The organism is Lelliottia jeotgali (assembly GCF_977070485.1).
Genome location: NZ_CDRVFO010000001.1, coordinates 21,889 through 48,351 on the forward strand (window position 1 = coordinate 21,889; position 26,463 = coordinate 48,351).

General features: G+C 62.3%; 29 protein-coding genes. 16 read left to right on the plus strand and 13 right to left on the minus strand.

Annotation, left to right across the window (positions count from 1 at the left end):
• Nucleotides 1-187: 187 nt before the first annotated feature.
• Nucleotides 188-2,215 carry a DUF4034 domain-containing protein gene (locus ACW4TB_RS00090; RefSeq protein ID WP_279930084.1) on the plus strand — a complete coding sequence of 676 codons (2,028 nt, stop codon included), beginning with the start codon at nt 188-190 and terminating at the stop codon, nt 2,213-2,215.
• Nucleotides 2,216-2,231: 16 nt separating this feature from the next.
• Here ACW4TB_RS00090 and ACW4TB_RS00095 read toward each other — a convergent pair whose 3' ends face one another.
• On the minus strand, nt 2,232-2,495 hold the full coding sequence (locus ACW4TB_RS00095) for an accessory factor UbiK family protein (RefSeq protein ID WP_012312185.1): 264 nt from the start codon (nt 2,493-2,495) through the stop codon (nt 2,232-2,234).
• A 363-nt stretch (nt 2,496-2,858) separates the two neighbouring features.
• Here ACW4TB_RS00095 and glnK point away from each other — a divergent pair, with 363 nt between their 5' ends.
• The 3 genes from glnK (at nt 2,859) to sutA (ending at nt 5,338) form a co-directional block, all read left to right on the plus strand.
• Nucleotides 2,859-3,197 (plus strand): P-II family nitrogen regulator, encoded by a 339-nt coding sequence (glnK, locus tag ACW4TB_RS00100; protein WP_002555808.1) that lies wholly within the window; start codon nt 2,859-2,861, stop codon nt 3,195-3,197.
• A 47-nt stretch (nt 3,198-3,244) separates the two neighbouring features.
• Nucleotides 3,245-4,579, plus strand: a complete 1,335-nt coding sequence (locus tag ACW4TB_RS00105) for an ammonium transporter (protein WP_012312186.1) — start codon at nt 3,245-3,247, stop codon at nt 4,577-4,579.
• 429 nt (nt 4,580-5,008) lie between these two features.
• Nucleotides 5,009-5,338, plus strand: a complete 330-nt coding sequence (gene sutA / locus ACW4TB_RS00110) for a transcriptional regulator SutA (protein ID WP_012312187.1) — start codon at nt 5,009-5,011, stop codon at nt 5,336-5,338.
• An 80-nt stretch (nt 5,339-5,418) separates the two neighbouring features.
• Here the strand turns inward: sutA and ACW4TB_RS00115 are convergent, their stop codons facing one another.
• The 6 genes from ACW4TB_RS00115 to lptM are packed head-to-tail and all read right to left on the minus strand — an operon-like array spanning nt 5,419 to nt 10,029.
• Nucleotides 5,419-6,114, minus strand: coding sequence for an HAD family hydrolase (locus ACW4TB_RS00115; RefSeq protein WP_012312188.1), 696 nt, complete (start codon nt 6,112-6,114; stop codon nt 5,419-5,421).
• On the minus strand, nt 6,111-7,010 hold the full coding sequence (gene xerC / locus ACW4TB_RS00120) for a tyrosine recombinase XerC (RefSeq protein WP_012312189.1): 900 nt from the start codon (nt 7,008-7,010) through the stop codon (nt 6,111-6,113). The genes ACW4TB_RS00115 and xerC overlap by 4 nt, the downstream gene beginning before the upstream one ends.
• Nucleotides 7,010-7,720, minus strand: coding sequence for a DUF484 family protein (locus tag ACW4TB_RS00125; protein WP_012312190.1), 711 nt, complete (start codon nt 7,718-7,720; stop codon nt 7,010-7,012). The genes xerC and ACW4TB_RS00125 overlap by 1 nt, the downstream gene beginning before the upstream one ends.
• 13 nt (nt 7,721-7,733) lie before the next feature.
• Entirely contained in the window at nt 7,734-8,558 is an 825-nt protein-coding gene (gene dapF / locus ACW4TB_RS00130; RefSeq protein ID WP_455842877.1) for a diaminopimelate epimerase, read from the minus strand.
• Nucleotides 8,559-8,568: 10 nt separating this feature from the next.
• On the minus strand, nt 8,569-9,816 hold the full coding sequence (gene lysA / locus ACW4TB_RS00135) for a diaminopimelate decarboxylase (protein WP_279930076.1): 1,248 nt from the start codon (nt 9,814-9,816) through the stop codon (nt 8,569-8,571).
• A gap of 9 nt (nt 9,817-9,825) precedes the next feature.
• Nucleotides 9,826-10,029 (minus strand): LPS translocon maturation chaperone LptM, encoded by a 204-nt coding sequence (gene lptM / locus ACW4TB_RS00140; RefSeq protein ID WP_012312193.1) that lies wholly within the window; start codon nt 10,027-10,029, stop codon nt 9,826-9,828.
• 252 nt (nt 10,030-10,281) lie between these two features.
• Between lptM and cyaY the strand changes: the two genes are divergently transcribed.
• The 3 genes from cyaY to rnk all read left to right on the plus strand — a co-directional run bounded on the left by cyaY (nt 10,282) and on the right by rnk (nt 11,373).
• Nucleotides 10,282-10,614 carry an iron donor protein CyaY gene (gene cyaY / locus ACW4TB_RS00145; RefSeq protein WP_012312194.1) on the plus strand — a complete coding sequence of 111 codons (333 nt, stop codon included), beginning with the start codon at nt 10,282-10,284 and terminating at the stop codon, nt 10,612-10,614.
• Nucleotide 10,615: 1 nt separating this feature from the next.
• Nucleotides 10,616-10,828, plus strand: coding sequence for a DUF1289 domain-containing protein (locus ACW4TB_RS00150; protein ID WP_012312195.1), 213 nt, complete (start codon nt 10,616-10,618; stop codon nt 10,826-10,828).
• A 134-nt stretch (nt 10,829-10,962) separates the two neighbouring features.
• Nucleotides 10,963-11,373: a nucleoside diphosphate kinase regulator gene (gene rnk / locus ACW4TB_RS00155; protein ID WP_012312196.1), complete on the plus strand. Its 411-nt coding sequence runs from the start codon at nt 10,963-10,965 to the stop codon at nt 11,371-11,373.
• Nucleotides 11,374-11,377: 4 nt separating this feature from the next.
• Here rnk and ACW4TB_RS00160 read toward each other — a convergent pair whose 3' ends face one another.
• The 3 genes from ACW4TB_RS00160 to ACW4TB_RS00170 form a co-directional block, all read right to left on the minus strand.
• On the minus strand, nt 11,378-14,242 hold the full coding sequence (locus tag ACW4TB_RS00160) for a class I adenylate cyclase (protein ID WP_254466978.1): 2,865 nt from the start codon (nt 14,240-14,242) through the stop codon (nt 11,378-11,380).
• Between the two features lie 146 nt (nt 14,243-14,388).
• Nucleotides 14,389-14,634: a TIGR02647 family protein gene (locus tag ACW4TB_RS00165; protein WP_012312198.1), complete on the minus strand. Its 246-nt coding sequence runs from the start codon at nt 14,632-14,634 to the stop codon at nt 14,389-14,391.
• Nucleotides 14,635-14,703: 69 nt separating this feature from the next.
• On the minus strand, nt 14,704-15,003 hold the full coding sequence (locus ACW4TB_RS00170; RefSeq protein WP_012312199.1) for a hypothetical protein: 300 nt from the start codon (nt 15,001-15,003) through the stop codon (nt 14,704-14,706).
• Between the two features lie 147 nt (nt 15,004-15,150).
• Between ACW4TB_RS00170 and ACW4TB_RS00175 the strand changes: the two genes are divergently transcribed.
• Nucleotides 15,151-15,813, plus strand: a complete 663-nt coding sequence (locus ACW4TB_RS00175; RefSeq protein WP_012312200.1) for a glutathione S-transferase — start codon at nt 15,151-15,153, stop codon at nt 15,811-15,813.
• 131 nt (nt 15,814-15,944) lie between these two features.
• On the opposite strand, the gene argH is transcribed toward ACW4TB_RS00175, so the two are convergent.
• The gene (gene argH / locus ACW4TB_RS00180) at nt 15,945-17,339 is read right to left on the minus strand and encodes an argininosuccinate lyase (protein ID WP_279930070.1); all 1,395 of its coding nucleotides are present in this window, start codon (nt 17,337-17,339) and stop codon (nt 15,945-15,947) included.
• 309 nt (nt 17,340-17,648) lie between these two features.
• Here argH and ACW4TB_RS00185 point away from each other — a divergent pair, with 309 nt between their 5' ends.
• From ACW4TB_RS00185 to ACW4TB_RS00215, 7 genes are all read left to right on the plus strand, one after another.
• Complete coding sequence (locus ACW4TB_RS00185; RefSeq protein WP_012312202.1) at nt 17,649-18,392, plus strand: LytR/AlgR family response regulator transcription factor; 744 nt, start codon at nt 17,649-17,651, stop codon at nt 18,390-18,392.
• 134 nt (nt 18,393-18,526) lie between these two features.
• Nucleotides 18,527-19,468, plus strand: a complete 942-nt coding sequence (gene hemC, locus ACW4TB_RS00190; protein ID WP_279930068.1) for a hydroxymethylbilane synthase — start codon at nt 18,527-18,529, stop codon at nt 19,466-19,468.
• Nucleotides 19,465-20,232, plus strand: coding sequence for a uroporphyrinogen-III synthase (locus ACW4TB_RS00195; RefSeq protein WP_279930065.1), 768 nt, complete (start codon nt 19,465-19,467; stop codon nt 20,230-20,232). Before hemC ends, ACW4TB_RS00195 begins: the two co-directional genes overlap by 4 nt.
• Before the next feature lie 45 nt (nt 20,233-20,277).
• Entirely contained in the window at nt 20,278-21,378 is a 1,101-nt protein-coding gene (locus ACW4TB_RS00200) for a uroporphyrinogen-III C-methyltransferase (protein WP_279930062.1), read from the plus strand.
• On the plus strand, nt 21,375-22,613 hold the full coding sequence (locus ACW4TB_RS00205) for a heme biosynthesis protein HemY (RefSeq protein WP_254466981.1): 1,239 nt from the start codon (nt 21,375-21,377) through the stop codon (nt 22,611-22,613). Before ACW4TB_RS00200 ends, ACW4TB_RS00205 begins: the two co-directional genes overlap by 4 nt.
• Nucleotides 22,614-22,834: 221 nt before the next feature.
• Complete coding sequence (locus ACW4TB_RS00210; RefSeq protein ID WP_279930059.1) at nt 22,835-23,341, plus strand: disulfide bond formation protein B; 507 nt, start codon at nt 22,835-22,837, stop codon at nt 23,339-23,341.
• Between the two features lie 231 nt (nt 23,342-23,572).
• Nucleotides 23,573-24,043, plus strand: coding sequence for an Rsd/AlgQ family anti-sigma factor (locus tag ACW4TB_RS00215; protein ID WP_012312208.1), 471 nt, complete (start codon nt 23,573-23,575; stop codon nt 24,041-24,043).
• Nucleotides 24,044-24,052: 9 nt separating this feature from the next.
• On the opposite strand, the gene ACW4TB_RS00220 is transcribed toward ACW4TB_RS00215, so the two are convergent.
• On the minus strand, nt 24,053-24,718 hold the full coding sequence (locus ACW4TB_RS00220) for an FKBP-type peptidyl-prolyl cis-trans isomerase (RefSeq protein WP_254466982.1): 666 nt from the start codon (nt 24,716-24,718) through the stop codon (nt 24,053-24,055).
• A 224-nt stretch (nt 24,719-24,942) separates the two neighbouring features.
• On the opposite strand from ACW4TB_RS00220, the gene ACW4TB_RS00225 reads away from it, so the two are divergent.
• Complete coding sequence (locus ACW4TB_RS00225) at nt 24,943-25,959, plus strand: AlgP family protein (RefSeq protein ID WP_254466983.1); 1,017 nt, start codon at nt 24,943-24,945, stop codon at nt 25,957-25,959.
• Here the strand turns inward: ACW4TB_RS00225 and ACW4TB_RS00230 are convergent.
• Nucleotides 25,935-26,417: a TIGR02444 family protein gene (locus tag ACW4TB_RS00230; RefSeq protein WP_012312211.1), complete on the minus strand. Its 483-nt coding sequence runs from the start codon at nt 26,415-26,417 to the stop codon at nt 25,935-25,937. The two genes, ACW4TB_RS00225 and ACW4TB_RS00230, sit on opposite strands and share 25 nt — an antisense overlap.
• Between the last annotated feature and the right edge of the window lie 46 nt (nt 26,418-26,463).

Consider the following 26,463-nt stretch of genomic DNA (forward strand, 5'->3'; position numbering starts at 1 on the left):
GGAACAAGCGCAAGAAGAGTGCGTCCTTGTTTTTCAGGTCAGGGATCTCCCCTGCTTTTCATACAACCTGACAAACAATGGATCCAATATCTTTGCGCCTGGCAAAGCTATGGCTTAGTGTTCAACCGTTACTGCCTTGCCATGGGATGGCAATGCGTCTCCTCCAAATGGACTTAAGGTACTGCCCGTGCAAACGCTCACTCGCATCCGCCAGCAGATCCATGAACAGGTAAAGGCCAAGGAGTTCGCTGAACTCAACCATTTCTTCGATACCCTTCAGGCGCAGTGGCGGCAAGCGCGCCCAGGGGCGTGCCCGGCCTACCTTGAGGCTGTTCAGGGGCACATGCTGGTCGACTGGGATGTAGAAGGCAGCAAGGCCCTCACACAACGCCTCAAAGCCTGGATCGATGCCTGCCCCAAGGCTTATCACCCCCAGGTAGCCATGGGCTTTCACTGCTTCAATCGCGCTTGCCGTATTCGCGGTACGGTTGCCGCCAATGAGGTATCCGCAGCGCGCTGGCTGGCCGCCGAGCAGGCCTGCGAAATGGCCGCAGCGCACTTCCTGCGGGCCATTGAGCGTTGCGCGCAGCCTGTAGCGGCGGCGATCGGTATGTTGCAGATCAGTGCGCATTTTCGTGAACCGGGCTGGCTGGTGGAGCTGTTTCAGGGACGGACGGCGTGCTTTCGGCCCAGTGCCCATGCCGATGTCGAAGTGCAGGAGGCTGCGGCACCGCTGCTGGTCAAATATGGGCTGGCACCCCTGGTTGAGCTGCCGCAAGTGCTGCCTTCGTGCCTGACTCACCGCCTGCTGGCTGAGCAGGAGCCTGCGCGGGACTACTGGCTGCGCCATGCCTTGAACTGGTTCCCTGGTTGCTTCGAGGTGGTCGAGGCCTATGCCAGCTACCTCACACCCCGTTGGGGCGGTAGTTATGAGGCCATTGATGCCGTGGCCAGCGGCCCTTTATGCCGGGGCTGGCCTGAAACCCTGCGTAATGCGATCCGTTGGCTGGCACTTGAGGATCAGTTCCGGCTGCCTTCTGCCGATCAGGTGCAGCAAGTCGCGGCTTGGCAGCGACTCTTCGAGCGGTGGATGCAACGCGAGCTCAGGCCAAAGGAACGCGCCACGCTCATGGCCCGACGAGGGGCTTTTCGCCGCTTTTCGCTAAAGGATTACCCCGGTGCGATGCACGACTTCGTCGCTTCTGTGGCGCTATACCCCGATCAGGGCTTCGTACCGGCCATTGGTGAGCCGTTCTACAGCTTTGTCTGCCTGGTAGTGACACATGGCGTGCAAGACGATGCGCAAAGCTTGCGTATCGCCATCGAGCGGTTAAGCGAAAACCGCAGGCAAGCGGCGGCCTGTGCTTTGCGGTCCGTGGGGCACCAGTTCGGGTTGTGGGGTTTCAGGCAATGCGCCGAGCAGGCCCGCACCTGGCTGAACGCTGCGGTTAAACGACAGTGCGGCCGCGAGGGGCTGGGCTTTGATGTACTCGAGGTAGCGCGCCTGCTTTGGGCCGCCAAGTATTACGAGGCCGCGTATTTCCTCTACAGGCAGTGTGCCGAGTGCAAGTTGCCCGATGCCGCCGCCGCGCTTTACGCGCTGCATTGCGGTCGGCTCGAGGGGACGCCGGAACACTACATAGACTCTGGTGCAGCAGCGCATTGGCTGCTGTGTGCCGCGCAGGCAGGCAGCCAGATGGCCAAGTACGACCTGGCCTGCCAACGCATGCGTAATGACCAGAACTTGAGCGAGCGTAGCGCGATGCTGGCGGTAAGGCGCTTGCTGCTCGATTGCCTGGGCAACGAGGCGCTCGATGCCCAGGCCCGCTTGCAGTTGGCCATTCTGCAGCGCCAGTTCGGCGACCCCCGGGAGCGTGCAGAGGCAGTCGCCTACCTGCTGGATCTGGTGCACTACGTTGATTGCGCGATAGCCGGGCGTGCCAGCGCGGAGCTTGGCCTGGCCTGGATGCACGGGCATGGTACGCGCAAGCCGAGCCGCTTCGCGGCCATCGAATGGGCCAACCGTGCGGTCGCGCTGCAGCCAGAGGATTCGGTCATCGAGGGCATTCAGGCCCGGATTCGCAATTCGCACAACCTGTTCAGGACGCTGTTCACGGTGTGCGGTGCAACGCTGTTTCGAGGGGACCTGCATGCCAGTGAGCTGCCGCCCAAGCCAAGCAGCCAGGCACCCGGCCGGCTGCGGGCTCCCGCGTGAGGGCAGGGCGCGGAGCTTAATCCTGTGCCGCGGGTGCCATGCGGGCTTCCAACTCGGCGACCTGTTTCTCCAGGGCCTCCAGGCGCGCACGGGTGCGGGCCAATACGACCATCTGGCTGTCGAATTCTTCGCGGCTGACCAGGTCCAGCTTACTGAAGGCACCTTGCATCAGCACCTTGAACTGGCTTTCCAGTTCGGCGCGGGGCTGGGCGGTGTCGCCACTGAACAGGCGCGAGGCCTGGTCGCTCAGGGCATCGAGAAGGGCTTTGGGCGCGAGCATGATCGGCTGTCCACTGCTGATGGGAATGGCCGGCAGTGTAACACGTGGCCCTTTCGCGCTTCGTTGCACGTTTTTCGAGCAGGCCCGTGCACTGATGTGCACCAAGGCTGTGCATCTTTTTAATGCTGGCGACTGGCCAATCCTGACTCTTTCACGCAACTGCCTGTTTTTCGGCGCTTTAACGGAACTGGCAAGGTTTCTGCAAAGACCTGTACGAGCCATGCACTGATGCAGTTCCTTGTGACCAGGCAGTGCGCACGCGGAGCCGGATGCCGACGACGCGTTACAAAGCCAACCGCTGCGCTTAGACTTGAGACGGGTTTGTTTTCCTGGGGCAAGTCCACCAAATCGGGAGAGAGTTTCATGAAGCTAGTCACAGCCATCATCAAGCCGTTCAAGCTGGACGACGTGCGAGAGTCACTGTCGGAAATCGGCGTGCAGGGCATCACCGTCACCGAAGTCAAAGGCTTCGGTCGGCAGAAGGGTCACACCGAGTTGTATCGCGGTGCGGAATATGTGGTCGACTTCCTGCCCAAGGTGAAGATCGACGTCGCCATCGACGACAAGGACCTCGATCGAGTGATCGAAGCCATCACCAAGGCTGCCAACACCGGCAAGATCGGTGACGGCAAGATCTTCGTGGTGAATCTGGAGCAGGCAATCCGCATCCGTACCGGCGAAACCGATACCGACGCGATCTAAGCGCCCAAAAAAGCCTCACCAAACCCAACGCCCCAGGAGAAAACAACATGACTCTGCGTAAGATCGCAGGGCTAGGAGCCCTATTGTCCCTCGTAATGCCGGGCATCGCCCTGGCAGAGGAGGCTGCCGCCCCAGTTCTGAACTCAGGTGACACCGCCTGGATGCTGACTGCCACGGCGCTGGTGCTGTTCATGACCATCCCGGGCCTGGCCCTGTTCTACGGCGGTATGGTGCGTTCGAAGAACGTACTTTCGGTGATGATGCAATGCTTTGCCATCACCGGCCTGATGAGCATTCTCTGGGTCGTTTACGGCTACAGCATGGCCTTCGATACCACCGGTATGGAAAAGGGCGTGCTCAACTTCAATTCCTTCGTCGGCGGCTTCTCCAAGGCGTTTCTCAGCGGCGTCACTCCGGACGGCCTGACGTCGGCTGCCGCACTGTTCCCTGAAGCGGTCTTCATTACCTTCCAGATGACCTTCGCCATCATCACCCCGGCGCTGATCGTGGGTGCCTTCGCCGAACGCATGAAGTTCTCGGCAATGCTGGTGTTCATGGGCATCTGGTTCACCTTGGTCTACGCACCGATCGCGCACATGGTCTGGAGCGGTGATGGCGCGCTGATGTGGGACTGGGGCGTGCTCGACTTCGCTGGCGGCACCGTGGTGCACATCAACGCAGGTATCGCCGGCCTGGTCTGCTGCCTGGTATTGGGCAAGCGCAAAGGCTACCCGACTACCCCGATGGCCCCGCACAACCTGGGCTACACCCTAATGGGCGCAGCCATGCTGTGGATCGGTTGGTTCGGCTTCAACGCCGGCTCCGCCGCAGCCGCCAACGGCACTGCCGGCATGGCCATGCTGGTGACCCAGATCGCCACCGCTGCTGCAGCGTTGGGCTGGATGTTCGCCGAGTGGATCGGCCACGGCAAACCTAGCGCCCTGGGCATCGCCTCGGGTGTGGTCGCCGGCCTGGTTGCCATCACCCCTGCTGCCGGCACCGTGGGCCCGATGGGCGCCCTGGTGATTGGCCTGGTGTCTGGCGTGCTCTGCTACTTCTGCGCTACCACCCTCAAGCGCAAGCTGGGTTATGACGACTCCCTGGATGCCTTCGGCGTGCATGGCATCGGCGGCATCATCGGCGCCATCCTCACCGGTGTGTTCGCGGCTCCGGCCCTGGGCGGCTTCGGCGCGGTCACCGATATCGGTGCGCAGGTCTGGATCCAGGCCAAGGGCGTGATTTTCACCGTGGTCTACACCGCCATCGTCACCTACGTGATCCTCAAGGTGCTGGACGTGGTGATGGGCTTGCGGGTCAACGAAGAAGAAGAGTCGGTCGGCCTCGACCTGGCTCAACACAACGAACGCGGTTACAACCTGTAACTGCGACGCTGGAAAAACTTGCCCGGCTTGCCGGGCATTTTTTTGCCTGTTTTTTGCCATTTCCCGCAGAGCAAACGGTTTATCAGTCACGTTCGCGACGTAGGCCAAAAACTTACAACAAGCAGGGCGTTTATGGAGCTTTGCTTTTTCCACGGGCGCGCTAGAATGCGCGCCGAGAGGTGTTGCACGAGTTGTCCGCACGCTTCGTCAGCCTTTGCTAGGCTTGCCAATAGCGTGTGGCCAGCAAGGGCTGCAAGGTTTTGTCAGGTCCTGCCAGGAGCAGGGCCTGCCGGGCGGGGCGTCCCATCAGGAGTGCCGTCCCAAGGGCAGTGGCCAACCCACGGCCAGTTGAATTTTCACTGGTGGCTGCCGGTCTACGGCTGCACTGGTCTATAACTAACCTGCTTTTCGCAAGTCATGAGGTAGAACATGAGCGACGACGATCTGGAAAATGATGACCTCGAAGTAGGCGACGAAGACGAGGCTGATGATGGCCTCGAAGCTGCGGCTGACGATGGCGCTGAAGACGCTGGCGATGACGACAGCAGCCCGGCACCGGTTGCCAAAGGCAAATCCAAGGCGGCTGTTTCGGTAGACGAGATGCCGAGCATGGAAGCCAAGCAAAAGGAGCGTGATGCCCTGGCCAAGGCGATGGAAGAATTCCTTTCGCGCGGTGGCAAGGTGCAGGAAGTCGAGGCCAACGTAGTCGCCGACCCGCCCAAGAAGCCGGACAACAAGTACGGCAGCCGCCCTATCTGAGTGGCTGAACACCAAAAAGCCCGCCGTCGCTGCGGGCTTTTTTGTGGCTATCGGTTTTCACTGCCGCAAAGCGGCCCCTGTCAGCGCCAGCGCGCAAGTATGTCGGGCAGCTGCGACAGGCGCTGGATTTCGGCATCCGGCGCCGCTTCCCCCAACCAGGCCTTGCCCTGGGGGTTGAACCAAACCGCCCGCAAGCCTGCGCGCTGGGCGCCGCCAATGTCATCCCCGGGATGATCGCCAACATGCACGGCGGCACTGGCTTCTACTTCGCCACGCTTCAGCGCTTCGATGAAGGGCGCCGGGTCTGGTTTGCCTATCCCCAGGTCCTCGGCGCACAGGGCGAAGCGGAAGTAATCGGCCAGGCCCAGGCGGCGTACGTCGGCATTGCCATTGGTGACCACCCCCAGGGTGTAGTGGTGGCGCAGAATTTCCAGCACCGGCTGCACTTCTGGGAACACCTCAACCTGGTGCCGGGCATGCAAGAACACCTCAAACCCTTCGTTGGCAAGCTCCTGAGCGTGCTTTTCGCTGTATCCCACCTCTTCCAGCGCATGGAACAGCACGCGCCGGCGCAAAGCGCTGATACGGTGCTTGAGGCCTGGCTCAGCCTGCACCAGACGTTCGCGAATGGCGAACAGGTGCTCCACCGGCACGCCGCCAAGTATCGGAGCGTTGGCCTGCAGCCAGTCGCGCAGCACGACTTCCGCGCTGGCAATCACTGGCGCGGTGTCCCACAAGGTGTCGTCAAGGTCGAACGTGATCAGCTTGATGCTCATGAGTCTGTGCCTTTGCTGCGTTTGGCCCGTGGGTGGGCGCTGTCGTACACCGCCGCCAGGTGCTGGAAGTCCAGGTGGGTGTAGATCTGTGTGGTGCTGATGTCGGCATGGCCGAGCATTTCCTGCACCGCCCGCAGGTCCTGGGACGATTCCAGCACATGGCTGGCGAATGAATGGCGAAGCATGTGCGGGTGCAGGTGCTGGCCCAGTTCGCGTTCACCGGCTGCCTTGACCCGCATCTGGATAGCCCGTGGCCCAAGGCGATTGCCTTGACGGCTGATGAAAACGGCGCCGTCACGCGGGCCGCCGATGCCGCGCAGCCGCAACCATTGCTGCATGGCTTCGCGCGCTTTGCGGCCGACAGGCAGCACGCGCGCCTTGCCACCTTTGCCGAGCACCTGTACCAGGCCGGCAGCAAGGTCCAGGTGCTCAAGGTCGAGGTTGGTCAGCTCGGACAGGCGCAGGCCAGAGGAATAGAACAGTTCGAGGATGGCCTGGTCGCGGCGGGCGATGAAGTCGTCGTCCACGCCGCCGTCGAGCAGTTGCAGGGCACGGTCGGTGTCCAGCACCTTGGGCAGCCGGCGCTCGCCCTTGGGGGCGCTCAGGCCGCTGGCGGGATCGTGCTGGCAGAGGCCTTCACGGTTCAGGTAGCGATACAGCCCGCGTACCGCCGACAGTAGCCGCGCCAGGCTGCGCGAGGATTGCCCCTGATGATGCTGGCGGGCGATCAGTTGGCGCAGTTGCTGGATCTGCAAGGCGCCCCAGCCAGCTATGCCTTGGGTGTTGCAGTATTCGATGACCTTTTCGAGGTCGCGGCGGTAGGCCAGCAGCGTGTGTTCGGACACCTGGCGCTCGTTGCGCAGGTGGGCGCAATAAGCCTCCAGCTGGCGTTCCATCAGCGCACCGGGCGCAGGGGCTGGGTAACGCGCGGCACCACGCGGCCTAGCACTTCGGCGATGTAGCCAAGGAACAGGGTGCCGACGCTGCTCTTGTAGTGTTGCGGATCGCGGCTGCCGATCGCCAGCACGCCGTGCAACCCTTGGTACTCCAGGGCAGCGACGGCGCTGGAGCCCACTTCATGGTGCTGCTCCTCACCGAACAGGAAGGCCAGTTCGTGCTCACGCAGGTTGCCACTGACTGTCTTGCCGCCGCCCAGCAGGCCGCCGATGGCCTGCTGGGCCTCGGCATTACTGACCCAACGGCCAACCGGCGCTGCATGGTCACCGAACAGGATCAGGCTGACGAACGGGACCTGGAACTCCTGGCGCAGGCTGTCTTCGACCGCCATGACCACTTCTTCCAGGCTGCCGGCATCGAGCAGGTCGAGGATCAGCCGGCGAGTCTTTTCGAACAGCCGGTCGTTGTCCCGGGCCACGTCCATCAGTTGTGATAGGCGATGGCGCATCTCGATGTTGCGATCGCGCAGCAGTTTGAGCTGGCGTTCCACCAGCGACACGCTGTCGCCACGCTGGTGAGGGATACGTTGCTCGACCAACAGTTCGTCGTGTTCGGCGAAGAAGGTCGGGTGGGCGCGCAGGTAGGCGACCACCGCTTCGGCATCGAGCTCACTGGACTGCTGGGGTACAACCTTGGGCTGATCGGTCATGGCGGTTACTCGCTTAGAGACGAACCTGTCCTTCGTAGACGCGTACGGCTGGGCCAGTCATCAACACGGACGTGCCGGGGCCGGCCCACTCGATGTTCAGGCGCCCACCAGGCAGGTCCAGGGACACCGGAGAGTCCATCCAGCCCTGGCTGATGGCGGCCACGGCTGCTGCACAGGCACCGGTGCCGCAGGCCTGGGTCTCGCCGGCGCCACGTTCCCATACCCGCAGGTTGGCGCGGTGGCGGTCAATGACCTGGAGAAAACCGGCGTTCACCCGCTGCGGGAAGCGTGGGTGGTTCTCGATTTTCGGGCCCAGGCCATGGACCGGCGCAGTACGTATGTCATCGACGCGCAGCACGGCATGCGGATTACCCATGGATACGGCAGCAATAGAGTGCAACTCGCCGTCGACTTCCAGCGGGTAATTGAGCGCCTGCTCATCAGCGACGAATGGGATTTCGGCGGGAATGAAGCGCGGTGGCCCCATGTCGACACACACCTGGCCGTCGTTCTGCACGTCCAGCTCGATGATGCCGCCCTTGGTTTCAACACGGATGCGCTTTTTCGCGGTCAAGCGTTTGTCCAGCACGAATCGTGCGAAGCAGCGCGCACCGTTGCCGCATTGTTCCACTTCCGAACCGTCGGCATTGAAGATCCGGTAGCGGAAATCCACTTCCGGATTGTTCGGTGCCTCGACGATCAGCAGTTGGTCGAAGCCGATGCCGGTGTGGCGGTCGCCCCATTGCTTGGCGTGCTTGGGCTGGATGTGTGCGTGCTGGCTGACCAGGTCCAGGACCATGAAGTCATTGCCCAGCCCATGCATCTTGGTAAAACGCAGAAGCATGGGGTCACTCCGGCAGCAGGCTTTCGCCAGCGTACAGTTCGGCAATGGTCTCGCGACGGCGGACTTCGAAAGCCTGATCGCCGTCGACCAGGATTTCCGCACAACGGCCACGGGTGTTGTAGTTCGAGCTCATGACGAAACCATAGGCGCCCGCAGACTGCACAGCCAGCAGGTCACCTTCGGCCAGGTTCAGCTGGCGGTCCTTGGCGAGGAAGTCGCCGGTTTCGCAGATTGGCCCGACCAGGTCGTAGGCACGCCCTTCGCCCTCACGTGGGGTGACCGCGCTAACGCCCATCCAGGCCTGGTACAGGGCTGGACGGATCAGGTCGTTCATCGCCGCATCAATGATGGCGAAGTCTTTGTGTTCGGTGTGCTTGAGGTATTCCACGCGGGTCAGCAGGGCACCGGCGTTGGCCACGATGTAGCGGCCCGGCTCGAACACCAGGGCCAGGTCACGGTCGCCGACGCGCTCGCGGATGGCCTTGATGTAATCGGCTACCAGTGGCGGCTCTTCGTCGCGATAGCGCACGCCAACACCGCCGCCCAGGTCCAGATGGCGCAGGTGGATGCCGCAATCGGCCAAGCGGTCGACCAGGTCCAGCAGGCGGTCGAGCGCGTCGAGGAATGGCTCTACGGTGGTCAGCTGCGAGCCGATGTGGCAGTCGACACCGACCACTTCCAGGTTTGGCAGCTGCGCGGCACGCACGTAGATGGCTTCGGCGTCGGCGATGGCGATGCCGAACTTATTCTCTTTGAGGCCGGTGGAAATGTAAGGGTGGGTGCCGGCATCGACGTCCGGGTTGACCCGCAGCGAGACGGGGGCGACCTTGCCCATCTCGGCGGCAACCACCTGCAGGCGCTCCAGTTCGTCGGTGGATTCGACGTTGAAGCAATGAACGCCGACTTCCAACGCGCGCCGCATGTCTTCGCGGGTCTTGCCGACGCCGGAGAACACCACACGGTCAGCCCGCCCACCGGCGGCCAGTACCCGCTCCAGCTCACCGCCGGAAACGATGTCGAAGCCTGCGCCGATGCGGGCCAGAACGTTCAGCACACCAAGGTTGGAGTTGGCCTTGACCGCGAAGCACACCAGGTGCTCGACACCTTGCAGGGCATCGGTATAGCTGCGGTACTGGGCCTCGATGTGGGCGCGCGAGTACACGTAGGTGGGGGTGCCGAAACGTTCGGCGATGGCCGACAGGGCCACGCCCTCCGCGAACAGTTCACCGTCGCGGTAATTGAAAGCGTTCATCTGATTTCCTTACTGCTCTGGCGTTTGCTCGGGCTCGATTGGCTGCTCATCCTGTGGCTGGACAGGCTGAGCGTGCTGGTGCTGATGCGACTTCTGGCTGCCCTTGCCGTCCTTGCCGTCTTCTGGCAGGTACAGGGGGCCCTTCTGACCGCAGGCCGAAACGAGGCAGGCAACCGCGACCAGCGCCGCGAGCGAGGAAATCAGGCGCTTCATGGGTGAAATCCTTTGAAATATGCAGTATTGCGCCCGAGTATACCGAGCGACTGCCGGATTGCCTATGCAAGAGCCGGTCCGCCGGGCGGGCAGAAATTAGCCACAAGCGGTGAGCGGCAAGCGGCAAGAAAAAGCCCTCAGGTGTACGCTGACCTTTTTCTTGCAGCTTGGAGCTCGCCGCTTGCGGCTGGCGCCAAGCGCCCGTATCTTGCCCGACCTGCCTGTAACGCAGCCAATTTCGAGGTTCCTGCAATGAGTTTGAGCGAAGCGCGTTTCCATGATCTGGTCGACGCCACCCAACAGGCCCTGGAAGACCTGTTCGACGAGAGCGGCCTGGACTTGGACATGGAGAATTCCGCCGGCGTACTTACCATCAAGTTCGACAACGGCAGCCAGCTGATCTTCAGCCGCCAGGAGCCACTGCGTCAGCTTTGGCTGGCCGACCGCTCCGGTGGCTTCCACTTCGACTACGACGAAGAGAGCGGCAAGTGGGTCTGCGAGAAGAGCGAAGAGCTGCTGGGCGAGATGCTCGAGCGGATTGTCTGGGAGCGGGCCGGCGAAAAGCTGGACTTCGACGAGATCTGATATGAGCGCCCAGGCGCGGCCCGCCAAGCCGCTTTACAGCAACGTCAGCCCAGCGGTGCCGTCGCCGTGCATCAGCGTGTGCCGGCTGGATGAACAGCGCGTTTGCACAGGTTGCCATCGCCATGTCGAGCACATTCGCGAGTGGCGCTCGGCCGACGACGAACGGCGCCGGCAGATTTGCCGCGAAGCCGATGCCTTGCGCGCGCAGGCTTGAGTATTTGCCCGGCTGTGGTAGTGTCGGGTTATGCGTCGGTGACGCCAAAGCACTCATCAAACCCCGCCCTCTGGGCGGGGTTTTGCTTTATCTGCCCCTAGAAAACCAACCGTTCAATGGAGTCTGACTGGATCATGAGCACCAAGCCTTCCCTCATCCTTACCCGATTGGACGTGCAGCGTCTGGAGCGCCTGATCGACAGCCTCGACGAAAGTACCCCGGGTGTGCTCGCCCTTCAGGACGAGCTGGACCGCGCCGAGCAGGTGGTCGGTCACGAGGAAGTGCCGGCGGGTGTTGTGACCATGAATTCGCGCGTGCACTGCCGTGAGGAAGCCAGCGGCAAGGACTACCATCTGACCCTGGTGTATCCGAAGGATGCCGGCGGCGAAGGCAAGGTATCGATCCTGGCGCCGATTGGTTGCGCACTGCTGGGCTTGTCGGTGGGCGAGCAGATCGACTGGCCTGCGCCAGGGGGCAAAACCCTCAAGCTCAAGTTGCTGGCCGTCGAGTACCAGCCTGAAGCTGCGGGCGATTTCGACCTCTGAGGGTTCAAGGCTCCAGGGTAGCCTGCAACTGAGCCAGGCCATCGTTCAGGGCCTGCTCCAGTTCGCGCTTGTAGCGCAGGTAGAGGACGGTCGAGCCCCTTTCGTCATCGAGCAGTTCGGACAGGTCAAGATCTGTGATGTAACAGCGGTAGTGCCCGGCGCTGCGGCGCTGGCTGAGAATCTGCCGGGCGACCACGGTGTAGAGCTCATCGCCGTGGTCCAGCTCGGAAAACTCCTGCTGATTGCAATAGAGCGTGACATGCATGTCATCGCCCGTGCCGGCCTGGAGGATGGCCTGCACTTCGTAATACGGCTGATCATTGAGGTCGTTGGGCGTTGACCGCGGCTCTATGCTGCGTGCCTTGCCCGGCCCCGAGGGCAACAGTTGCGCATAGTGGGTCTGCAATGGTGCTTGCTGCAGGTTGTCCAGCGGCACGCGTGCGTCGTGGCGCATTACCATCGAGCGCAGAAAGCGCTGCAGCGGCAGCAGCAGGTGGTTTTCGTCGTGCAAGGGCAGGCGTTGCTGCCACAGGGCATTGTACTCATCCAGCACATACAGGTCGGCCCAGCCCTCAAGCAGGCGGTAGAACACCTGGATGCAGCCGGGGCGGCCGTGTTCCAGCACCAGTGGCAGGTCGTGGTCCTGCAGGGCATTGGCATCCAGGTATAGCGGGCTGTAGGTGCTGCGTTCTTCGCCCAGGCAATCGAGTACGGCCTCATGCTCTGCGAGCGTGGTCAGGCTGACCTGGCCGGGCAGCAGTTCCAGCACGTGTGTGTGCTGCGCCACCTGCAGCAGGTAGCGGTGGTTGCGACCCTGGTCGAGCAACAGTTGCACCGTGTCGAAAATCTCCTCGACCCGCTGGCTGATGGCCTGGGCGCGGTTGTGGCAGAAACAGCGCACCCGCACGCTCGGCCGATGGCTGCGCTGGCCGAGGCTGTTGAGGAAATCGCGCAGGCAACGCATCAGGGCGTGCTCGCCGTCGTAGCGCTGGACCAGCACTTCGTTCCAGCTGTTGAGGGTAATCTGGTCGAGGGTCAGCACCAGGTTTTCGCGAACGCCCGCGTAGCTCAACGAGTCGGTCCGCTCGGTGGTCATCAGGATGTTCAAGTCGCGATGGTGTTGCAACGGATCGACGCCGACGTTGACCAGCAGCAGAATCTCGTTGGCCACGCTCGGTTGCAACAGGCGCACTTCACTGACGGTTTCCAATGGCAAAGGGATGCTCTGCTGCAGGCTGCCGAGCAGGTTGAACAGCTCGAACTCGTTCAGGTCACTGACGCCGGGGTGCAGCGCCAGGCGCGTGGTGTTGTCGATGACGCCGTTGCGGTGTGCCCAGGTCAGCAGCTCGATCAGCTCTCGGCAGCGTTTGATCGGGCTGAAGTGCTCCCATTCGTGAACACTCAGGCTACCGTTGTACAGGCCCCAGTGATGGCTGCCGGGTTCCTTGCGATTTGGCGACTGGACCAGGGTCAGGGTGTCCTCGGCGAGATCCGGGGCAATGCCGGGGTTGATCACTTCTATCTTGCCGGCACGGCGCTCGAACGCGGCATAAAGGCGCCGGCCCAGGACATTCAGGTCGCGCTGGTCGGCGCGGCTGCTGGCATTGTTGTTTTGCGCGAACTGGCTGAGGAAGCGGTAGCTATGGTTCAGCTCGGCAACCAGTTCGCGGCGCTCCACGGCCACCTGACGCACTTTCCACTGGCTGCGGCTGTCGAGCAACGCCAGTTGGCGCTCGTCCCAACCCCACTCATCGGCCAGGCGCTTGAGCAACCGGCGCTGCCAGCCGTTGCTTCGTGCGCGGTCCAGGCCGCTGAGTTTCTTGTTGACCTTCAGGTAAAGGCTGCGCCTTGCCAGCTCCAGCCGCCTGGTTTCACCGCGTGCTTGCAGGTAGCGTTCGATGCGCCGGTAAACCATGACGTAGGGATCAAGCGCATCGAGGTCGAGGTGGTTGGCGAATACCGCCTGTTTATAGTCCAGGCTCAGGCAGCGTACGGCTGGATGTTCGCTGGCGTAGACCTCGGTCAGCAACAGCTTGAGCAGTGACTTGTAAGGTGAGTCGATACCTTTGAACAGCTGCCACAGGCCAGCGCCGACATACTCGCCGGCCGGGATGTGGGCCAGGTTGCCGAGATCGAGAGCATCGGTGCTGCGGATGAAACGCTTGGACAGCAAGGTTTCGGTGTAGCTGCTGTAGTTGCGCTCTTCATACACCGGCACCAGCCACCACAGCGGTGTGCGCCCGGCCAACCAGATGGCCGTGCGGTAGAACTCGTCGAGCAGAAGGTAGTGCTGGGTGGTACCACAGTCGTCGGAGCTGAGCTGGCTGTCGCGCTGGCCTTGGGCGAAGCTTTGCGGGTCGATCAGGAAGCAGTGTGCTTCGGCGCCCAGGCTGGCGGCCCAGGTTTCGAGCAACTGGCATTTGCGTCGCAGTTCATCGAGCTGGCTGTCACCCAGGCCGGGGGCATGACAGACCCACAGGTCGATGTCGCTTTGCTCAGCCTGGGCCAGCGTGCCAAGGCTGCCCATCAGAAACAGGCCGTGTATCGGGCGGTTGGGGTTGCCCAGGCGTGTTTTGTAAGTGAACGATCGCGCCAGCCGTTGGCCCTCGGCGACCAGGTTGGCATCGGGCTCGAAGCCCGACACACCGGCCGGGGTGCTACCCGAAACGTAGCCAGGCAGCAGCGGGTGGTTGACGTGAAACAGCAGTGGTAGCAGGGTCAACACCTGTTGCTGGCGGGTCGAAAGCCCATCCATGGCGCGCTGTAGCCGGCCTGTGTTCAGTTGCAGAAACCGCGCACGCAATTTCGCCAGCACCTTGCGATCGATGCCTTCGTCGATATCGGGGCGGATTTCGTGGGGGTGGGTCATTGCACACTCAGGGCAGGCCGGGGAAGCTCTGTCGAGTTTAGCCTGAGTAATGCACTCGGATAAGCGGCAATTGGAGTTTTGACGCCATTTTTCTTGCGCCTTGGCGGGCCCCATCGCCGGCTTGCCAGCGATGGGGCGGGGCAGGCTTATGCCGGCTGGGGCGACTTGAGAATGTTCAGCAACAGTTGCACGCTTTCGACTGCGTCATGCCCAAGGCTGGTGAGGTAACCGCCATCGGGCTGATCGGTCAATTGCTTTTCATGCAGGCGTCGAGCTGCTGCGACCAGCGCGGGGGAGGCATTGGCGTGAATCTTGATGCCTTCCTGGCTGCTGTCCAGGTTGAACAGGGCAAGGACTTCCAGTTCAGCAATCAGTTCGGGGGTGAAGGACATGGCGACTCCTGACTTCCAGACGAGGATGGCGGCACCGCCAGCGGTGCCTGACCCTGGAGTGTAGTCGGGTTATTCGGCCTCGCCTTGATCTGCCTCAGGTGGCAGCTCGGGCAGAGCGCGCAGGGCGGTTTCGTACCACTCGGTGTTGAAAGGACGGTCCTCGTCGAGCATGTTGTCGATCTCGATGGCCAGCACGTGGGCCATGAGGTTGAGGATGTCTTCGCGCTCGTAGCCGACCAGGCTCAGTTTGTTGAACGTAGCCTTGGCTGCCGGCGGTTCGCCGCTTTCTATCTGGTTTTCGATGGCCTGGGTCAGCGTCGCTTCGGCGAAGGCTTCGTCGTCATTGTCGATGTCGGTGGGCTCGCTCATGGCGCTACTCCTGTGAATGGGCACACAGTGTGCCATGCCCGCGTCGGCAATGCCCGGTCATCGACCAGGTGCATGACGCTGGTCAGGCACAGCCGTAACGAGCTATAAAAGCCCGGCCAACCCCTACGGCCTGGAGGCTGTTACCCCATGCTCAAGCTTCACGGATTCTCGGTCAGCAACTACTACAACATGGTCAAACTGGCCCTGCTGGAAAAGGGCCTGCCGTTCGAAGAGGTCACCTTCTATGGAGGTCAGACGGCTCAGGCGCTGGAAATCAGCCCGCGCGGCAAAGTGCCGGTGCTGCAGACCGAACACGGCTCGCTCAGCGAAACCGGTGTGATTCTCGACTATATCGAGCAGACCCAACCGGGCAAGGCGCTGCTGCCAGCCGACCCGTTCGAGCAGGCCAAGGTGCGCGAGCTGCTCAAGGAGATCGAGCTGTATATCGAGCTGCCGGCCCGTACCTGCTATGCCGAGTCGTTCTTCGGCGCAGCGGTAGAGCCATTGATAAAGGAGCGGGCGCGTGCGGATCTGCTGGCGGGGTTCGCCACCTTGAAGCGCAATGGCCGTTTTGCGCCCTATGTGGCCGGTGAGCAACTGACGATTGCCGACCTGATGTTCTGCTTCTCGGTCGACCTGGCTTGTGCAGTAGGCAAGAAGGTGCTGAACGTCGACTTCCTCGCCGATTTCCCTGAGGCCAGAGCGTTGCTGCAGAAAATGCACGAAAACCCGCACATGGCGCGGATCGTGGCAGACAAGGAGGCGGCGATGCCGGCCTTCATGGAGATGATTCGCAGCGGTAAGCGCTGAAGACGAGGGCTGCTTCGCAGCCCAATCGCCGGCAAGCCGGCTCCCACGGGTACTGCACAGGGCTTGAAGCCGATGCGGTCGAGTGGGAGCCGGCTTGCCGGCGATCGAGGGCCAAGCCCTCGCAGTGGCGCTTAGCGAGAGGCCAGCAGCGCCTTGCCACGTACAACTGCAGCGAGTACCTGCGCTGGTGCAGTGCCGCCAATGTGGTCACGGGCATTCACCGAGCCTTCCAGGGTCAGCACGGCAAACACATCCTGCTCGATCTGGTCGCTGAACTGGCGCAGTTCGTCCAGGCTCATCTCGGCCAGGTCCTTGCCGGTGTCGACACCATACTTCACGGCATGGCCGACGATCTCGTGGCAATCACGGAACGGCAGGCCGCGGCGAACCAGGTAGTCGGCCAGGTCGGTGGCGGTGGAGAAGCCGCGCAGGGCTGCTTCGCGCATGATCGCGTGGCGTGGCTTGATCGCGGGGATCATGTCGGCAAAGGCACGCAGCGAATCGCGCAGGGTATCGGCGGCGTCGAACAGCGGCTCCTTGTCTTCCTGGTTGTCCTTGTTGTAGGCCAGCGGCTGGCCTTTCATCAGGGTCAGCAGGCCGGTCAGGGCGCCGAACACGCGGCCGCTCTTGCCACGCACTAGCTCGGGCACGTCGGGGTTCTTCTTCTGCGGCATGATCGAGCTGCCAGTGCAGAAACGGTCGGGCAAATCGACGAACTGGAACTGGGCGCTGGTCCACAGCACCAGCTCTTCGGAGAAGCGCGACAGGTGCATCATCGCCACGCTGGCGGCAGCGCAGAATTCGATGGCGAAATCACGGTCCGAAACGCCATCCAGCGAGTTGCCGGCAACGGCTTCGAACCCCAATAGCTTGCAGGTCAGCTCGCGGTCGATCGGGTAGGTGGTGCCAGCCAGCGCAGCGCTGCCCAGAGGCATGCGGTTGGTGCGTGTGCGGCAATCGACCAGGCGCTCGTAGTCGCGGCTGAGCATTTCGAACCAGGCCAGCAGGTGGTGGCCGAAGGTGACTGGCTGCGCGGTCTGCAAGTGGGTGAAGCCAGGCATGATGGTTTGCGCTTCACGCTCGGCCTGTTCCAGCAGGCCCTGCTGCAGGCGGGTGATTTCGGCCAGAATCAGGTCGATTTCGTCGCGCAGCCACAGGCGGATGTCGGTCGCGACCTGGTCGTTGCGGCTACGGCCGGTGTGCAGCTTCTTGCCGGTGATGCCGATGCGGTCGGTCAGGCGTGCTTCGATGTTCATGTGCACGTCTTCGAGGTCGACGCGCCAGTCAAAGTTGCCGGTCTCGATTTCACCCTGGATGGTGTTCAGGCCATCGATGATGGTGTCGCGCTCGGCATCGCTGAGTACACCGACCTGCGCCAGCATGGTGGCGTGGGCGATCGAACCCATGATGTCGTGGCGGTACAGGCGCTTGTCGAAATCGACCGAGGCGGTGAAGCGGGCGACGAAGGCGTCGACGGGTTCACTGAAGCGGCCGCCCCAGGACTGATTGGTCTTGTCGGTGCTCATGGATTCACTCGTTGAAGGCGTGAACGAAAAAGTGGCGGCGATAATAGCAGGGTTGGGCTTGCGTCCGAAGGACGCCGGTCGACAGAAATCGGCATAAAACACCGCTCAATGCAGGCAAAGACGATATTCAACGATTGAACGGCAGTGTTCCACGGACCGTCTACAGTTGGACAAAGGACTGGCAGCGAATCTGCCGGCGCAGTGAATCTTTGGCCATCGTATTGGTCTAGAGCGTGACCGCAGTGTCGCTCGACCTGCAACTGTCTACGCTATACCTGTGCGAGACTCACTCAGGAATCCAGAGCAATTATGAATGTCCTGATCGTTGATGACGAACCCCAAGCCCGTGAACGCTTGACGCGGTTATTCGCGGAACTGGAGGGGTACACCGTGCTGGAGCCCAGCGCCACCAACGGCGAGGAGGCCCTGGCCCTGATCGAAAGCCTCAAGCCTGATGTGGTCCTGCTGGATATCGGCATGCCGGGCCTTGACGGCCTGCAGGTCGCTGCCCGCTTGTGCGAGCGCGAAGCACCGCCATCGGTGGTGTTCTGCACCGGTGACGATGAATACGGCGCAGAGGCTTTCACGGACAGCACCCTCAGCCATGTAACCAAACCTATCCATCCCCATGCTCTGCGTGATGCCTTGCGCAAGGCTGAGAAACCCAGCCGTACGCAGCTGGCGGCGCTGACCCGGCCTGGCAGTGAAGGGGGAGGGCCGCGCAGCCATATCAGCGCGCGTACGCGCAAGGGCATCGAACTGATCCCTTTGCCCCAGGTGATCTATTTCATCGCCGACCACAAATATGTGACGTTGCGCCATGAAGCAGGTGAAGTGCTGCTTGATGAGCCACTCAAGGCCCTGGAAGATGAATTCGGCGAACGCTTCGTGCGTATCCACCGCAACGCTCTGGTCGCCCGCGAGCGCATCGAGCGCTTGCAGCGCACGCCGCTTGGGCATTTTCAACTGTTCCTCAAAGGCCTGGATGGTGATGCCTTGACTGTCAGCCGTAGGCATGTGGCTGGCGTACGCAAGATGATGCAGACGCTCTGAGCCCTCCAGCGGCCTCATCGCCGGCAACCCGGCGATGAGGCCGCTGGAGGCAGAGCCGGATCGTGACCCGAATCTGCTAGCGATACCGACGGAGCTGTTATCATCGGCGGCATTCCTAAGCATCGGGGCGTTCCATGTCCACTCGCGAAATCCGCATTGCCACCCGTAAAAGTGCCTTGGCCCTGTGGCAGGCCGAATACGTCAAAGCCCGCCTCGAGCAGGCACATCCTGGGCTGCTGGTGACCTTGGTGCCCATGGTCAGCCGCGGTGACAAGCTGCTCGACGCGCCGCTGGCGAAAATCGGCGGCAAAGGCCTGTTCGTCAAGGAGCTGGAAACCGCCCTTCTGGACAATGAAGCCGACATCGCTGTGCATTCGATGAAGGACGTACCCATGGACTTCCCCGAAGGCTTGGGCCTTTACTGCATCTGTGAACGTGAAGACCCGCGTGACGCCTTCGTTTCCAACCGTTTTTCCAGCCTCGATGCACTGCCTGCCGGCAGCATCGTCGGCACCTCCAGCCTGCGCCGTCAGGCCCAGTTGCTGGCCCGCCGCCCTGACTTGCAAATCCGCTTCCTGCGGGGCAACGTCAACACTCGTCTGGCCAAGCTCGATGCCGGTGAGTACGACGCCATCATCCTTGCAGCGGCGGGCCTGATCCGCTTGGGCTTTGAAGAACGGATCACCGCCAGCATCAGCGTCGACGATAGCCTGCCGGCCGGTGGCCAGGGCGCGGTGGGCATCGAATGCCGTAGCGCAGACAGCGAGATCCATGCGCTGTTGGCGCCTTTGCATCACATTGATACCGCTGACCGTGTGGTGGCCGAACGAGCGTTGAACAAGCACTTGAACGGCGGCTGCCAGGTACCGATTGCCTGCTATGCCGTGCTCGAAGGCGAGCAGCTATGGCTGCGCGGCCTGGTTGGCCAGCCCAGCGGTGGGACCCTGTTGATGGCTGACGCCCGTGCACCGCGGGCATCGGCCGAAACGTTGGGGGTACAGGTGGCCGAAGACCTGCTGGGCCAAGGTGCTGCGGCCATTCTCAAGGAAGTCTACGGTGAGGCCGGGCACCCGTGAGCTCGTGGCGCCTGCTGCTGACCCGTCCTGAAGAGGACTGTGCCGCGCTGGCGCAGACGCTGGCAGCTGCCGGCATTGGCAGCGAGTGCCTGCCTTTGCTGGCGATCGAACCCGTGCAACTGGGCGCTCGGCAGCGCCAGCAGCTTGCCGGGTTAGGGCAGTGCCAGGCCATGATTGTGGTCAGTAAACCGGCAGCCAGGTTGCTGCTTGCGCAGCTCGCACATGCAGGGCTGCAGCCCCCCCCAGCCGGTTGGTTCACTGTAGGTGAAGCCACGGCGGCGGTGTTGCAGTCTGCGGGGCTGACGGTGACTTACCCTGCTCAGGGTGACGACAGCGAAGCCTTGCTCACGCTCCCGGCCTTGCGCGAGGCTATGGTGGGCCCTGCGCCACGTGTTCTGATCGTCCGTGGTGTAGGAGGTCGCGAACTGCTGGCCGAGCGTCTTGCAGAGCAAGGTGCTAGTGTCGATTATCTGGAACTGTATCGTCGTTGCCTGCCGGTGTATCCGGCGGGCACGCTGGTGCGTCGCATCGAAGCGGAACGCCTGAACGGCGTGGTGGTCAGCAGTGGGCAGGGTCTTGAACACCTGCAACAGTTGGCCGCTGCCGATTGGCCGCGTGTGGCGCGCTTGCCATTGTTCGTGCCGAGCCCCAGGGTGGCCGAGCAGGCCAGGGCCGCTGGGGCACAACAGATTGTGGATTGTCGTGGCGCGAGTGCCACGGCCTTGCTGGCAGCCGTGCAGCGCAGCGCTGCACCTGCCTCTTAAGGCGCTAAGCTCAGAGCGACGCGCCCCCATGCAAAGGATGGATACGTGAGCGAAACTGTCTTGTCCCACAATGATCAGCCGTCGGCGCAAGAGCCGACGCAACCCGTCACCCCCCCACCTGCCAAACGTTCCGGCACAGGCCTGGCCTTGCTGGCACTGTTGGTGGGTGCTGCCGGGGTCGCAGTGGGCGGGTGGGGTGTCTGGCAGGTGCGGCATCTGCAAGGCAGTGAGCTGAGCCAGGGTCAGCACCTCGAGGCGCTGAGCCAGCGTGCCGCTGCACTGCAGCAGCGCGAGCAACAGATCAGTGCCCAGTTGGCCAGCCTGCCGGCAGCCAGCGAACTGGAAGACCGCCGCCGCCTCGTGGCGCAGTTGCAAGGTGATCAGCAGCGCTTGAGCCAGCGGCTGGAAACCGTGCTTGGCGAAAGCCGCAAGGAATGGCGCCTGGCCGAGGCCGAGCACCTGTTGCGCCTGGCCACCCTGCGGCTTTCGGCCCTGCAGGACATCACCAGCGCCAAGGCCCTGGTCGAAGGCGCCGACGAAATCCTGCGCGAGCAGAGCGACCCTGGCTCGTTTGCCGCGCGCGAGCAGTTGGCGCGTAGCCTGGCAATGCTCAACAGCACCCAGCAGCCGGACCGTAGCGGTTTGTATCTGAAGTTGGCTGCCCAGCGGGAGTTGGTGCAGCAGCTCAATGCCCAGTCGCCAGAGTTCGACAGCGATGCCGATGCCCTCGGTGCTTTGACCGCCGATGGCGATGGCACCAGCCGCCTGGCGCAGTGGTGGGCGGAGATTTCCAAGTATTTCCAGATTGATTTCAACGCCGACGACAACGTCCGTCCGTTGCTGGCCGGGCAGTCGCTCAACCAGTTGCGCCTGGCCCTGAGCCTGACCATCGAGCAAGCCCAATGGGCTGCGCTCAATGGCGACGCCAAGGTCTACACCCAGGCGCTGGATGATGCGCGCAGTGTGCTGGTGGCCAATTTCAACGCTGACAACCCGCAGAGCAAGGCCATGCTCGAAAGCCTCAATGCGCTGGCCGAGCAGCCGGTGTCGGTGGTTACCCCGGACCTGAGTGAAAGCCTGGCGGCGGTGCAGGCGTATATCCAGCGCCGCCATCTGCCTGCCGAGGGTGAGGGGGGCAAGCCATGAAACGTGTGTACCTGCTGGCCGTGCTGGCGATCGTGATCGCTGCGGCACTGGGCATCGCGGTGGCCAAGCACAGTGGCTACGTGTTGATTTCCTACGGTGGCTTCCGTTACCAGTCCGGGCTGTGGGCGGCTCTCGCGGCGCTGGTTGCCGTGCTTGCCCTGTTGTGGCTGCTGCGCTATCTGGTTGGGTTGGTGCTGACGTCCAGTGGTGTGGTCAACCCCTGGTCGCGACGTAACCGCAGCCGGCGCATTCGCATCGCAATCGAGCAGGGCCAACTGGACCTCGCAGAGGGCCGTTGGGCCAGCGCCCAGCGTCACTTGCACCGCGCCGCCGAGGCCGAACGCCAGCCATTGCTGTATTACCTCGGTGCCGCCCGTGCGGCCAATGAACAGGGGCGAAAGGAAGACAGGGATAACCTGCTCGAGCGTGCGCTGGAGCGTCAGCCCCAGGCGGAACTGGCGGTCGCCCTGACTCATGCGCAATTGCAGATGGACCGTGGCGAAAGCGATGGCGCCCTGGAAGCCCTGCTGGCCATGCAGGAGCGGCACCCGCACAACAGTCAGGTCTTGCGCCTGTTGCAGCGCCTGTATCTGGAGCGCGGCGACTGGTCGGCGTTGATTCGCCTGTTGCCCGACCTGCGCAAGGGCAAAGTGCTGCCGCCCGAGGAGCTTGCTGCACTTGAACAGCGTGCCTGGGGTCAGAACCTGGGCCTTGCGGCGGCCCGTGGTGACGATGAGCAAAGTGCCCGTCAGTCGTTGGAGCGGGCCTGGCAACAGCTGACTGCGGCCCAGCGTCAGGAACCTAGGTTGGTGCTGGCTTATGCCGAACAACTGCGCCAGGTGGGAGCTCAAGGTGAAGCCGAACAGGTACTACGCGCTGCCCTCAAACGTGACTACGAAAGTCACCTGGCGCGCCTGTATGGCCTGGTGCGCGGCGATGATCCGGCGCGTCAACTGCAAACAGCCGAAGGCTGGCTCAAGGCGAATCCCCAAGACCCGAGCCTGTTGCTGACTCTTGGCCGCCTTAGCTTGCAAAACCGCCTTTGGGGCAAGGCGCGCGATTACCTGGAAAGCAGCTTGCGCATGGAGCGCAACCCTGAAACCTGCGCCGAACTGGCTCGGCTGCTGGCTGGCCTCGGTGAGACCGAGCGCAGCAACCAACTGTTCCAGGAAGGCCTGGGTCTGCTTGATGAGCGTTTGTTGGCCCTGCCATTGCCGGAGGGCGTGCGCGCCTGAAAGGCTCCATGAGCCCGCACCGGGCGGGCTCATGGGGTGGTTGGTGAGTCTTGCGATACCTGTTTTTTTCTGTAATGCGCTTCGCAAGAAATTTCCCACAATGCGAGTGGAAATTTCTTCTACCCCTCAGTGACTTATCTCCCCTGTAGTGCCTTGAAACAAAGGACATCTTTCCTCTACCGTTCCAAGCCACTCAATTTGCCCCGGGACAACCACCTTTCATGTTGCCGGCCCGCTTGCGCACTTTTTTTCTACCGGCCAGCCTTGCCTCATTGGCGGTGCTGCTTGCGTCCTTTTACCTGGAGAGCGCTCTGGGCCTGGTACCTTGCCCGCTGTGCTTCAGTCAGCGGTTCCTGGTGGGCGTGTATGCCATGATCTGCCTGTGTGCGGCCATTCATGCGCCGGGCGTTGCCGCTATGTGCCGGTATGCGCGAGCAGCTTTGGGTTGTTCGGTGGCCGGAGCCCTGCTGGCGGCCAGGCATGTCTGGTTGCAAGGGGAGATTGGTACAAGCCATGAGTGCCCGGTGCCATTCTGGCAAACACTGGAAAGCTCCTGGCGTGAAGCGGCCCGTCAACTCTTGCTTGGCGGGCCGGATTGCAGCTCGTTGACCTGGAGCTTTCTTGACCTGACCTTGCCCGAATGGAGCCTGCTGGCCTTCCTGTTGCTGGCAATGCTACCCATGGCCTGTCTGCTGGCGTATCGTTTCCGCACACTGGGCAAAGCCTGACTTGGCGCAGGCTTCAGTAGATGGCACGACCAGTGGTGATACCCCAGGGTATTAAACACTTGTATGAACTTTGTCTGCTGCGTACCTTGAAGGGCAGCACGTGCGGGAATAATCTCCCAGCACGCATACCAAAAACACAACTGCTCGATGCCGTCCTGCTGATGTCACCTTTGTACCGCACGATCGGGGTGCGAGGTGCAGCGGCATCTACCCAGAAGGGAAGAGATCGCCATGCTCGATAGTTGTCAGAACGCCCAGGAACGCTGGGGTGGGGTTCACAAGCTGATCGACACCTGGCTCAAGGAGCGGGAGGAGTTGGTTCAGGCTTTCGGTGCCTTGCGCGATGCCAAGCCGGCATTTGCGGACAAAGACAAGAGCCGCGACTTTTGTGCGGTGCTTGTCGATTATGTGTCAGCCTGGCATTTCGAGGTCAGTGAACAACTGGTCACTGAGGCCAAGGCGTTTGGTGACCAGAAAGCGCTGAAGCTGGCTGAAGAGATCAACCCGCGGATCAATGACATTACCCAGATTGCGCTGGCTTTCAATGACCACTGCGAGAAAGGTGATTGCAAGGACACTGAGCGCTTCGCCGATAAGCTCGGCAAGCTCGGCAGCCTGCTGCACGAACGCTTCGAGCTGGAAGACTGCCTGATCGAAGTGTTGCACAACGCGCACAAGGAAGAAGACGCGATCGAGGCCTGATGGTCGACGTCAGCCGCCGACCGCCAGAAGCTCGATTTCGAATACCAGCGGCGTGTAGGGCGCGATCAGGTCTCCCGCGCCCTCGGCACCGTAGGCTTGTGCCGATGGGATCACCAGGCGCCATTTCGCTCCCGTTTTCATGTGTGGCAACGCCACCTGCCACCCTTCGATGACCGAATCCAGGCTGAACCACTGTGGTTGCTGGTTCTGATCGAACACCGTGCCGTCAGGCAACCTGCCTACATAGCGGACCTGCACCTTGCCCTTGGGGCTGGGCTGCGCGCCGATACCACTTTTCAGTTCACTATAGAGCACACCCTCAGGCAGCTCATGCACACCGGCGCGTGCGCGCTCGTTGGCCATGAAGCGCGCCTCGGTGGCTTGCAGTTTTTCCACTTCGGCTTGCACGGCGGCGTTGTTCGCCTGTTCTTCATGCTGCTGAAGAATGGCTTGCATGCGAGCCTTGTCGAGTTTGAGGGGCTGGTTCTGATAGGACTGGCGAAGGCCTTCAACCAACGCCTCCAGCTGCAATCCAGGCACCTCCTGGCGCAGTCGCTCCCCAAGGCTGGCGCCCAGGCTGTAGGCCACGTCGTGATCACTGGCAGGAGCCGACTCGGGGGCGGCGAGCGCGATAGGAGCCACCAGGCACAGGCCGATAAAAAGATAACGAGGCATGGTCAACTCCGAGCTCAAGAGCTGCGAAGTATGCCAGCCTTGTTGCTTCGATTTGCGTAAATGTCGGCAACGATTTGCTAAGCAACTACACTTTCACGCAGCTGCAAGACAACAACTTTGCCCAGGCATGCAACGCGGCGCCAACGATACTGTCAACATGCCCTAGCGGCGGTAGCAGCACAAGCATAGTATTAGCCGCAATCTCGTCAGCCAGGAGGTAAACCATGTCGGCCAAGAAGAAGCCAGTAAGTACGCCGTTACACCTGCTCCAGCAACTTTCGGGCAGCTTGCTCGAACACTTGGAAGATGCCTGCTCGCAAGCGCTGGCTGATGCGGAAAAACTGCTGGCGAAGTTGGAAAAGCAGCGTGGAAAGGCCCAGGAAAAACTGCACAACGGTCGCCTGAAGTTGCAGGACGCGGCCAAGGCAGGTAAAGCCAAGGCCCAGGGCAAAGCCCAGAAAGCCATTGGTGAACTTGAGTCGTTGCTCGACTCGCTCAAAGAGCGTCAGACGCAAACCCGTACTTATATCCAGCAACTCAAACGCGATGCCCAAGAAAGCCTGAAGCTGGCCCAGGGTGTAGGCAAGGTGCGCGAGGCTGCTGGCAAGGCACTGGACCAGCGGGCTGTGGCAGCCAAATCGGCTAAGCCGGCCACTGCAAAAGCGCCTGCCAGAGCAGCGGCCAAACCTGCAGCAAGACCGGCCGCCAAAGCTGCCGCAAAAGCGCCTGCCAAGGCCGCCGCTGCCAAGGCGCCGTCGCGGGCTGCTGCTGCCAAACCTGCTGCCGCAAAAGCCCCGGCCAAGGTTGCGGCTAAACCTGCAGCCAAACCAGTCGCTGCCAAAGCGGCTGCTGCCAAGGCGCCATCGCGCGCTGCTGCGGTCAAGCCTGCTGCCACCAAGGCTCCGGCCAAAGTCGCTGCTGCCAAGCCTGCCGCCAAACCAGCCACTTCCAGAGGGGCTGCGGCTAAACCGGCTGCGGCCAAAGCGCCGGCTAAAACCACCGCAGCCAAGCCTGCTGCGAAAGCTGCCGCGAAACCTGCAGCCAAGCCAGCCGCCAAAGCCCCGGCCAAGGCTGCGGCCAAACCTGCGGCAAAACCTGCCGCTGCCAAGCCGGCCGCCAACAAGCCGGCTGAACCCAAACCGGCTACGCCTGCGGTGACCAACTCGGCAGGCCCCGCAATCCCGGCGCCGTCCTCCGCACCGGCAAGCACCTCGCCTCAGACGCCGTCTTCGGCCTCTTGAAGCCCTGTGGCGGCGACTCGCAGCTGAGCCAGCGAGTCGTGGCCACGGACCTGGTCGGGCGCCAGCCTGGCCAGCCAATCGTCTGCGGGCTCAAGCGAGCCCGTGGGCCATTGCCGTGCGCATTCCTCAAGGCGTTGCAGCAAGCGCTTCTCCGCCTGCAGTTCCAAGCCCTTTACTTGCTCACGCAACGCCTCCAGGTGCGGGTCATGCTGCGCGGTAGTCCGCCATTTCTGGCGCAAACTGCGTAGCGGCGTTACCACTTCAGTTTGCCAAGGCTCGGCAATTGCGCGCAAAGCGTCGATTCGCCCGGCTTCTACGGCGACACCTCGGGTTTGCAGCCAGCTCGCGCACAGCAACAGGCACACATCGCCCCCCTCGGCCTGCACGCTCAGGCAAGCCGCTTCAACTCCCGGCCGGGCATACAGGGCCAGGGCGTAATTCCACAGGTCGGTGTACATGATTCCACTTACGCTCCGGGTCGAGGAAGCTGGTAGACTCCGCGAC

Excerpts from the sequence above, each read along its gene's own strand:
- sutA (WP_012312187.1), top strand. The coding sequence starts at position 5,009 with ATGAGCGACGACGATCTGGAAAATGATGACCTCGAAGTAGGCGACGAA.
- ACW4TB_RS00205 (WP_254466981.1), top strand. The coding sequence starts at position 21,375 with ATGAAACGTGTGTACCTGCTGGCCGTGCTGGCGATCGTGATCGCTGCG.
- ACW4TB_RS00185 (WP_012312202.1), top strand. The coding sequence starts at position 17,649 with ATGAATGTCCTGATCGTTGATGACGAACCCCAAGCCCGTGAACGCTTG.
- ACW4TB_RS00165 (WP_012312198.1), bottom strand. The coding sequence starts at position 14,634 with ATGTCCTTCACCCCCGAACTGATTGCTGAACTGGAAGTCCTTGCCCTG.
- ACW4TB_RS00095 (WP_012312185.1), bottom strand. The coding sequence starts at position 2,495 with ATGCTCGCGCCCAAAGCCCTTCTCGATGCCCTGAGCGACCAGGCCTCG.
- xerC (WP_012312189.1), bottom strand. The coding sequence starts at position 7,010 with ATGGAACGCCAGCTGGAGGCTTATTGCGCCCACCTGCGCAACGAGCGC.
- ACW4TB_RS00210 (WP_279930059.1), top strand. The coding sequence starts at position 22,835 with ATGTTGCCGGCCCGCTTGCGCACTTTTTTTCTACCGGCCAGCCTTGCC.
- cyaY (WP_012312194.1), top strand. The coding sequence starts at position 10,282 with ATGAGTTTGAGCGAAGCGCGTTTCCATGATCTGGTCGACGCCACCCAA.
- lysA (WP_279930076.1), bottom strand. The coding sequence starts at position 9,816 with ATGAACGCTTTCAATTACCGCGACGGTGAACTGTTCGCGGAGGGCGTG.
- ACW4TB_RS00175 (WP_012312200.1), top strand. The coding sequence starts at position 15,151 with ATGCTCAAGCTTCACGGATTCTCGGTCAGCAACTACTACAACATGGTC.
- rnk (WP_012312196.1), top strand. The coding sequence starts at position 10,963 with ATGAGCACCAAGCCTTCCCTCATCCTTACCCGATTGGACGTGCAGCGT.
- ACW4TB_RS00150 (WP_012312195.1), top strand. The coding sequence starts at position 10,616 with ATGAGCGCCCAGGCGCGGCCCGCCAAGCCGCTTTACAGCAACGTCAGC.
- ACW4TB_RS00215 (WP_012312208.1), top strand. The coding sequence starts at position 23,573 with ATGCTCGATAGTTGTCAGAACGCCCAGGAACGCTGGGGTGGGGTTCAC.
- argH (WP_279930070.1), bottom strand. The coding sequence starts at position 17,339 with ATGAGCACCGACAAGACCAATCAGTCCTGGGGCGGCCGCTTCAGTGAA.
- ACW4TB_RS00115 (WP_012312188.1), bottom strand. The coding sequence starts at position 6,114 with ATGAGCATCAAGCTGATCACGTTCGACCTTGACGACACCTTGTGGGAC.
- ACW4TB_RS00125 (WP_012312190.1), bottom strand. The coding sequence starts at position 7,720 with ATGACCGATCAGCCCAAGGTTGTACCCCAGCAGTCCAGTGAGCTCGAT.
- ACW4TB_RS00225 (WP_254466983.1), top strand. The coding sequence starts at position 24,943 with ATGTCGGCCAAGAAGAAGCCAGTAAGTACGCCGTTACACCTGCTCCAG.
- ACW4TB_RS00170 (WP_012312199.1), bottom strand. The coding sequence starts at position 15,003 with ATGAGCGAGCCCACCGACATCGACAATGACGACGAAGCCTTCGCCGAA.
- lptM (WP_012312193.1), bottom strand. The coding sequence starts at position 10,029 with ATGAAGCGCCTGATTTCCTCGCTCGCGGCGCTGGTCGCGGTTGCCTGC.
- ACW4TB_RS00160 (WP_254466978.1), bottom strand. The coding sequence starts at position 14,242 with ATGACCCACCCCCACGAAATCCGCCCCGATATCGACGAAGGCATCGAT.
- glnK (WP_002555808.1), top strand. The coding sequence starts at position 2,859 with ATGAAGCTAGTCACAGCCATCATCAAGCCGTTCAAGCTGGACGACGTG.
- ACW4TB_RS00220 (WP_254466982.1), bottom strand. The coding sequence starts at position 24,718 with ATGCCTCGTTATCTTTTTATCGGCCTGTGCCTGGTGGCTCCTATCGCG.
- hemC (WP_279930068.1), top strand. The coding sequence starts at position 18,527 with ATGTCCACTCGCGAAATCCGCATTGCCACCCGTAAAAGTGCCTTGGCC.
- ACW4TB_RS00105 (WP_012312186.1), top strand. The coding sequence starts at position 3,245 with ATGACTCTGCGTAAGATCGCAGGGCTAGGAGCCCTATTGTCCCTCGTA.
- ACW4TB_RS00230 (WP_012312211.1), bottom strand. The coding sequence starts at position 26,417 with ATGTACACCGACCTGTGGAATTACGCCCTGGCCCTGTATGCCCGGCCG.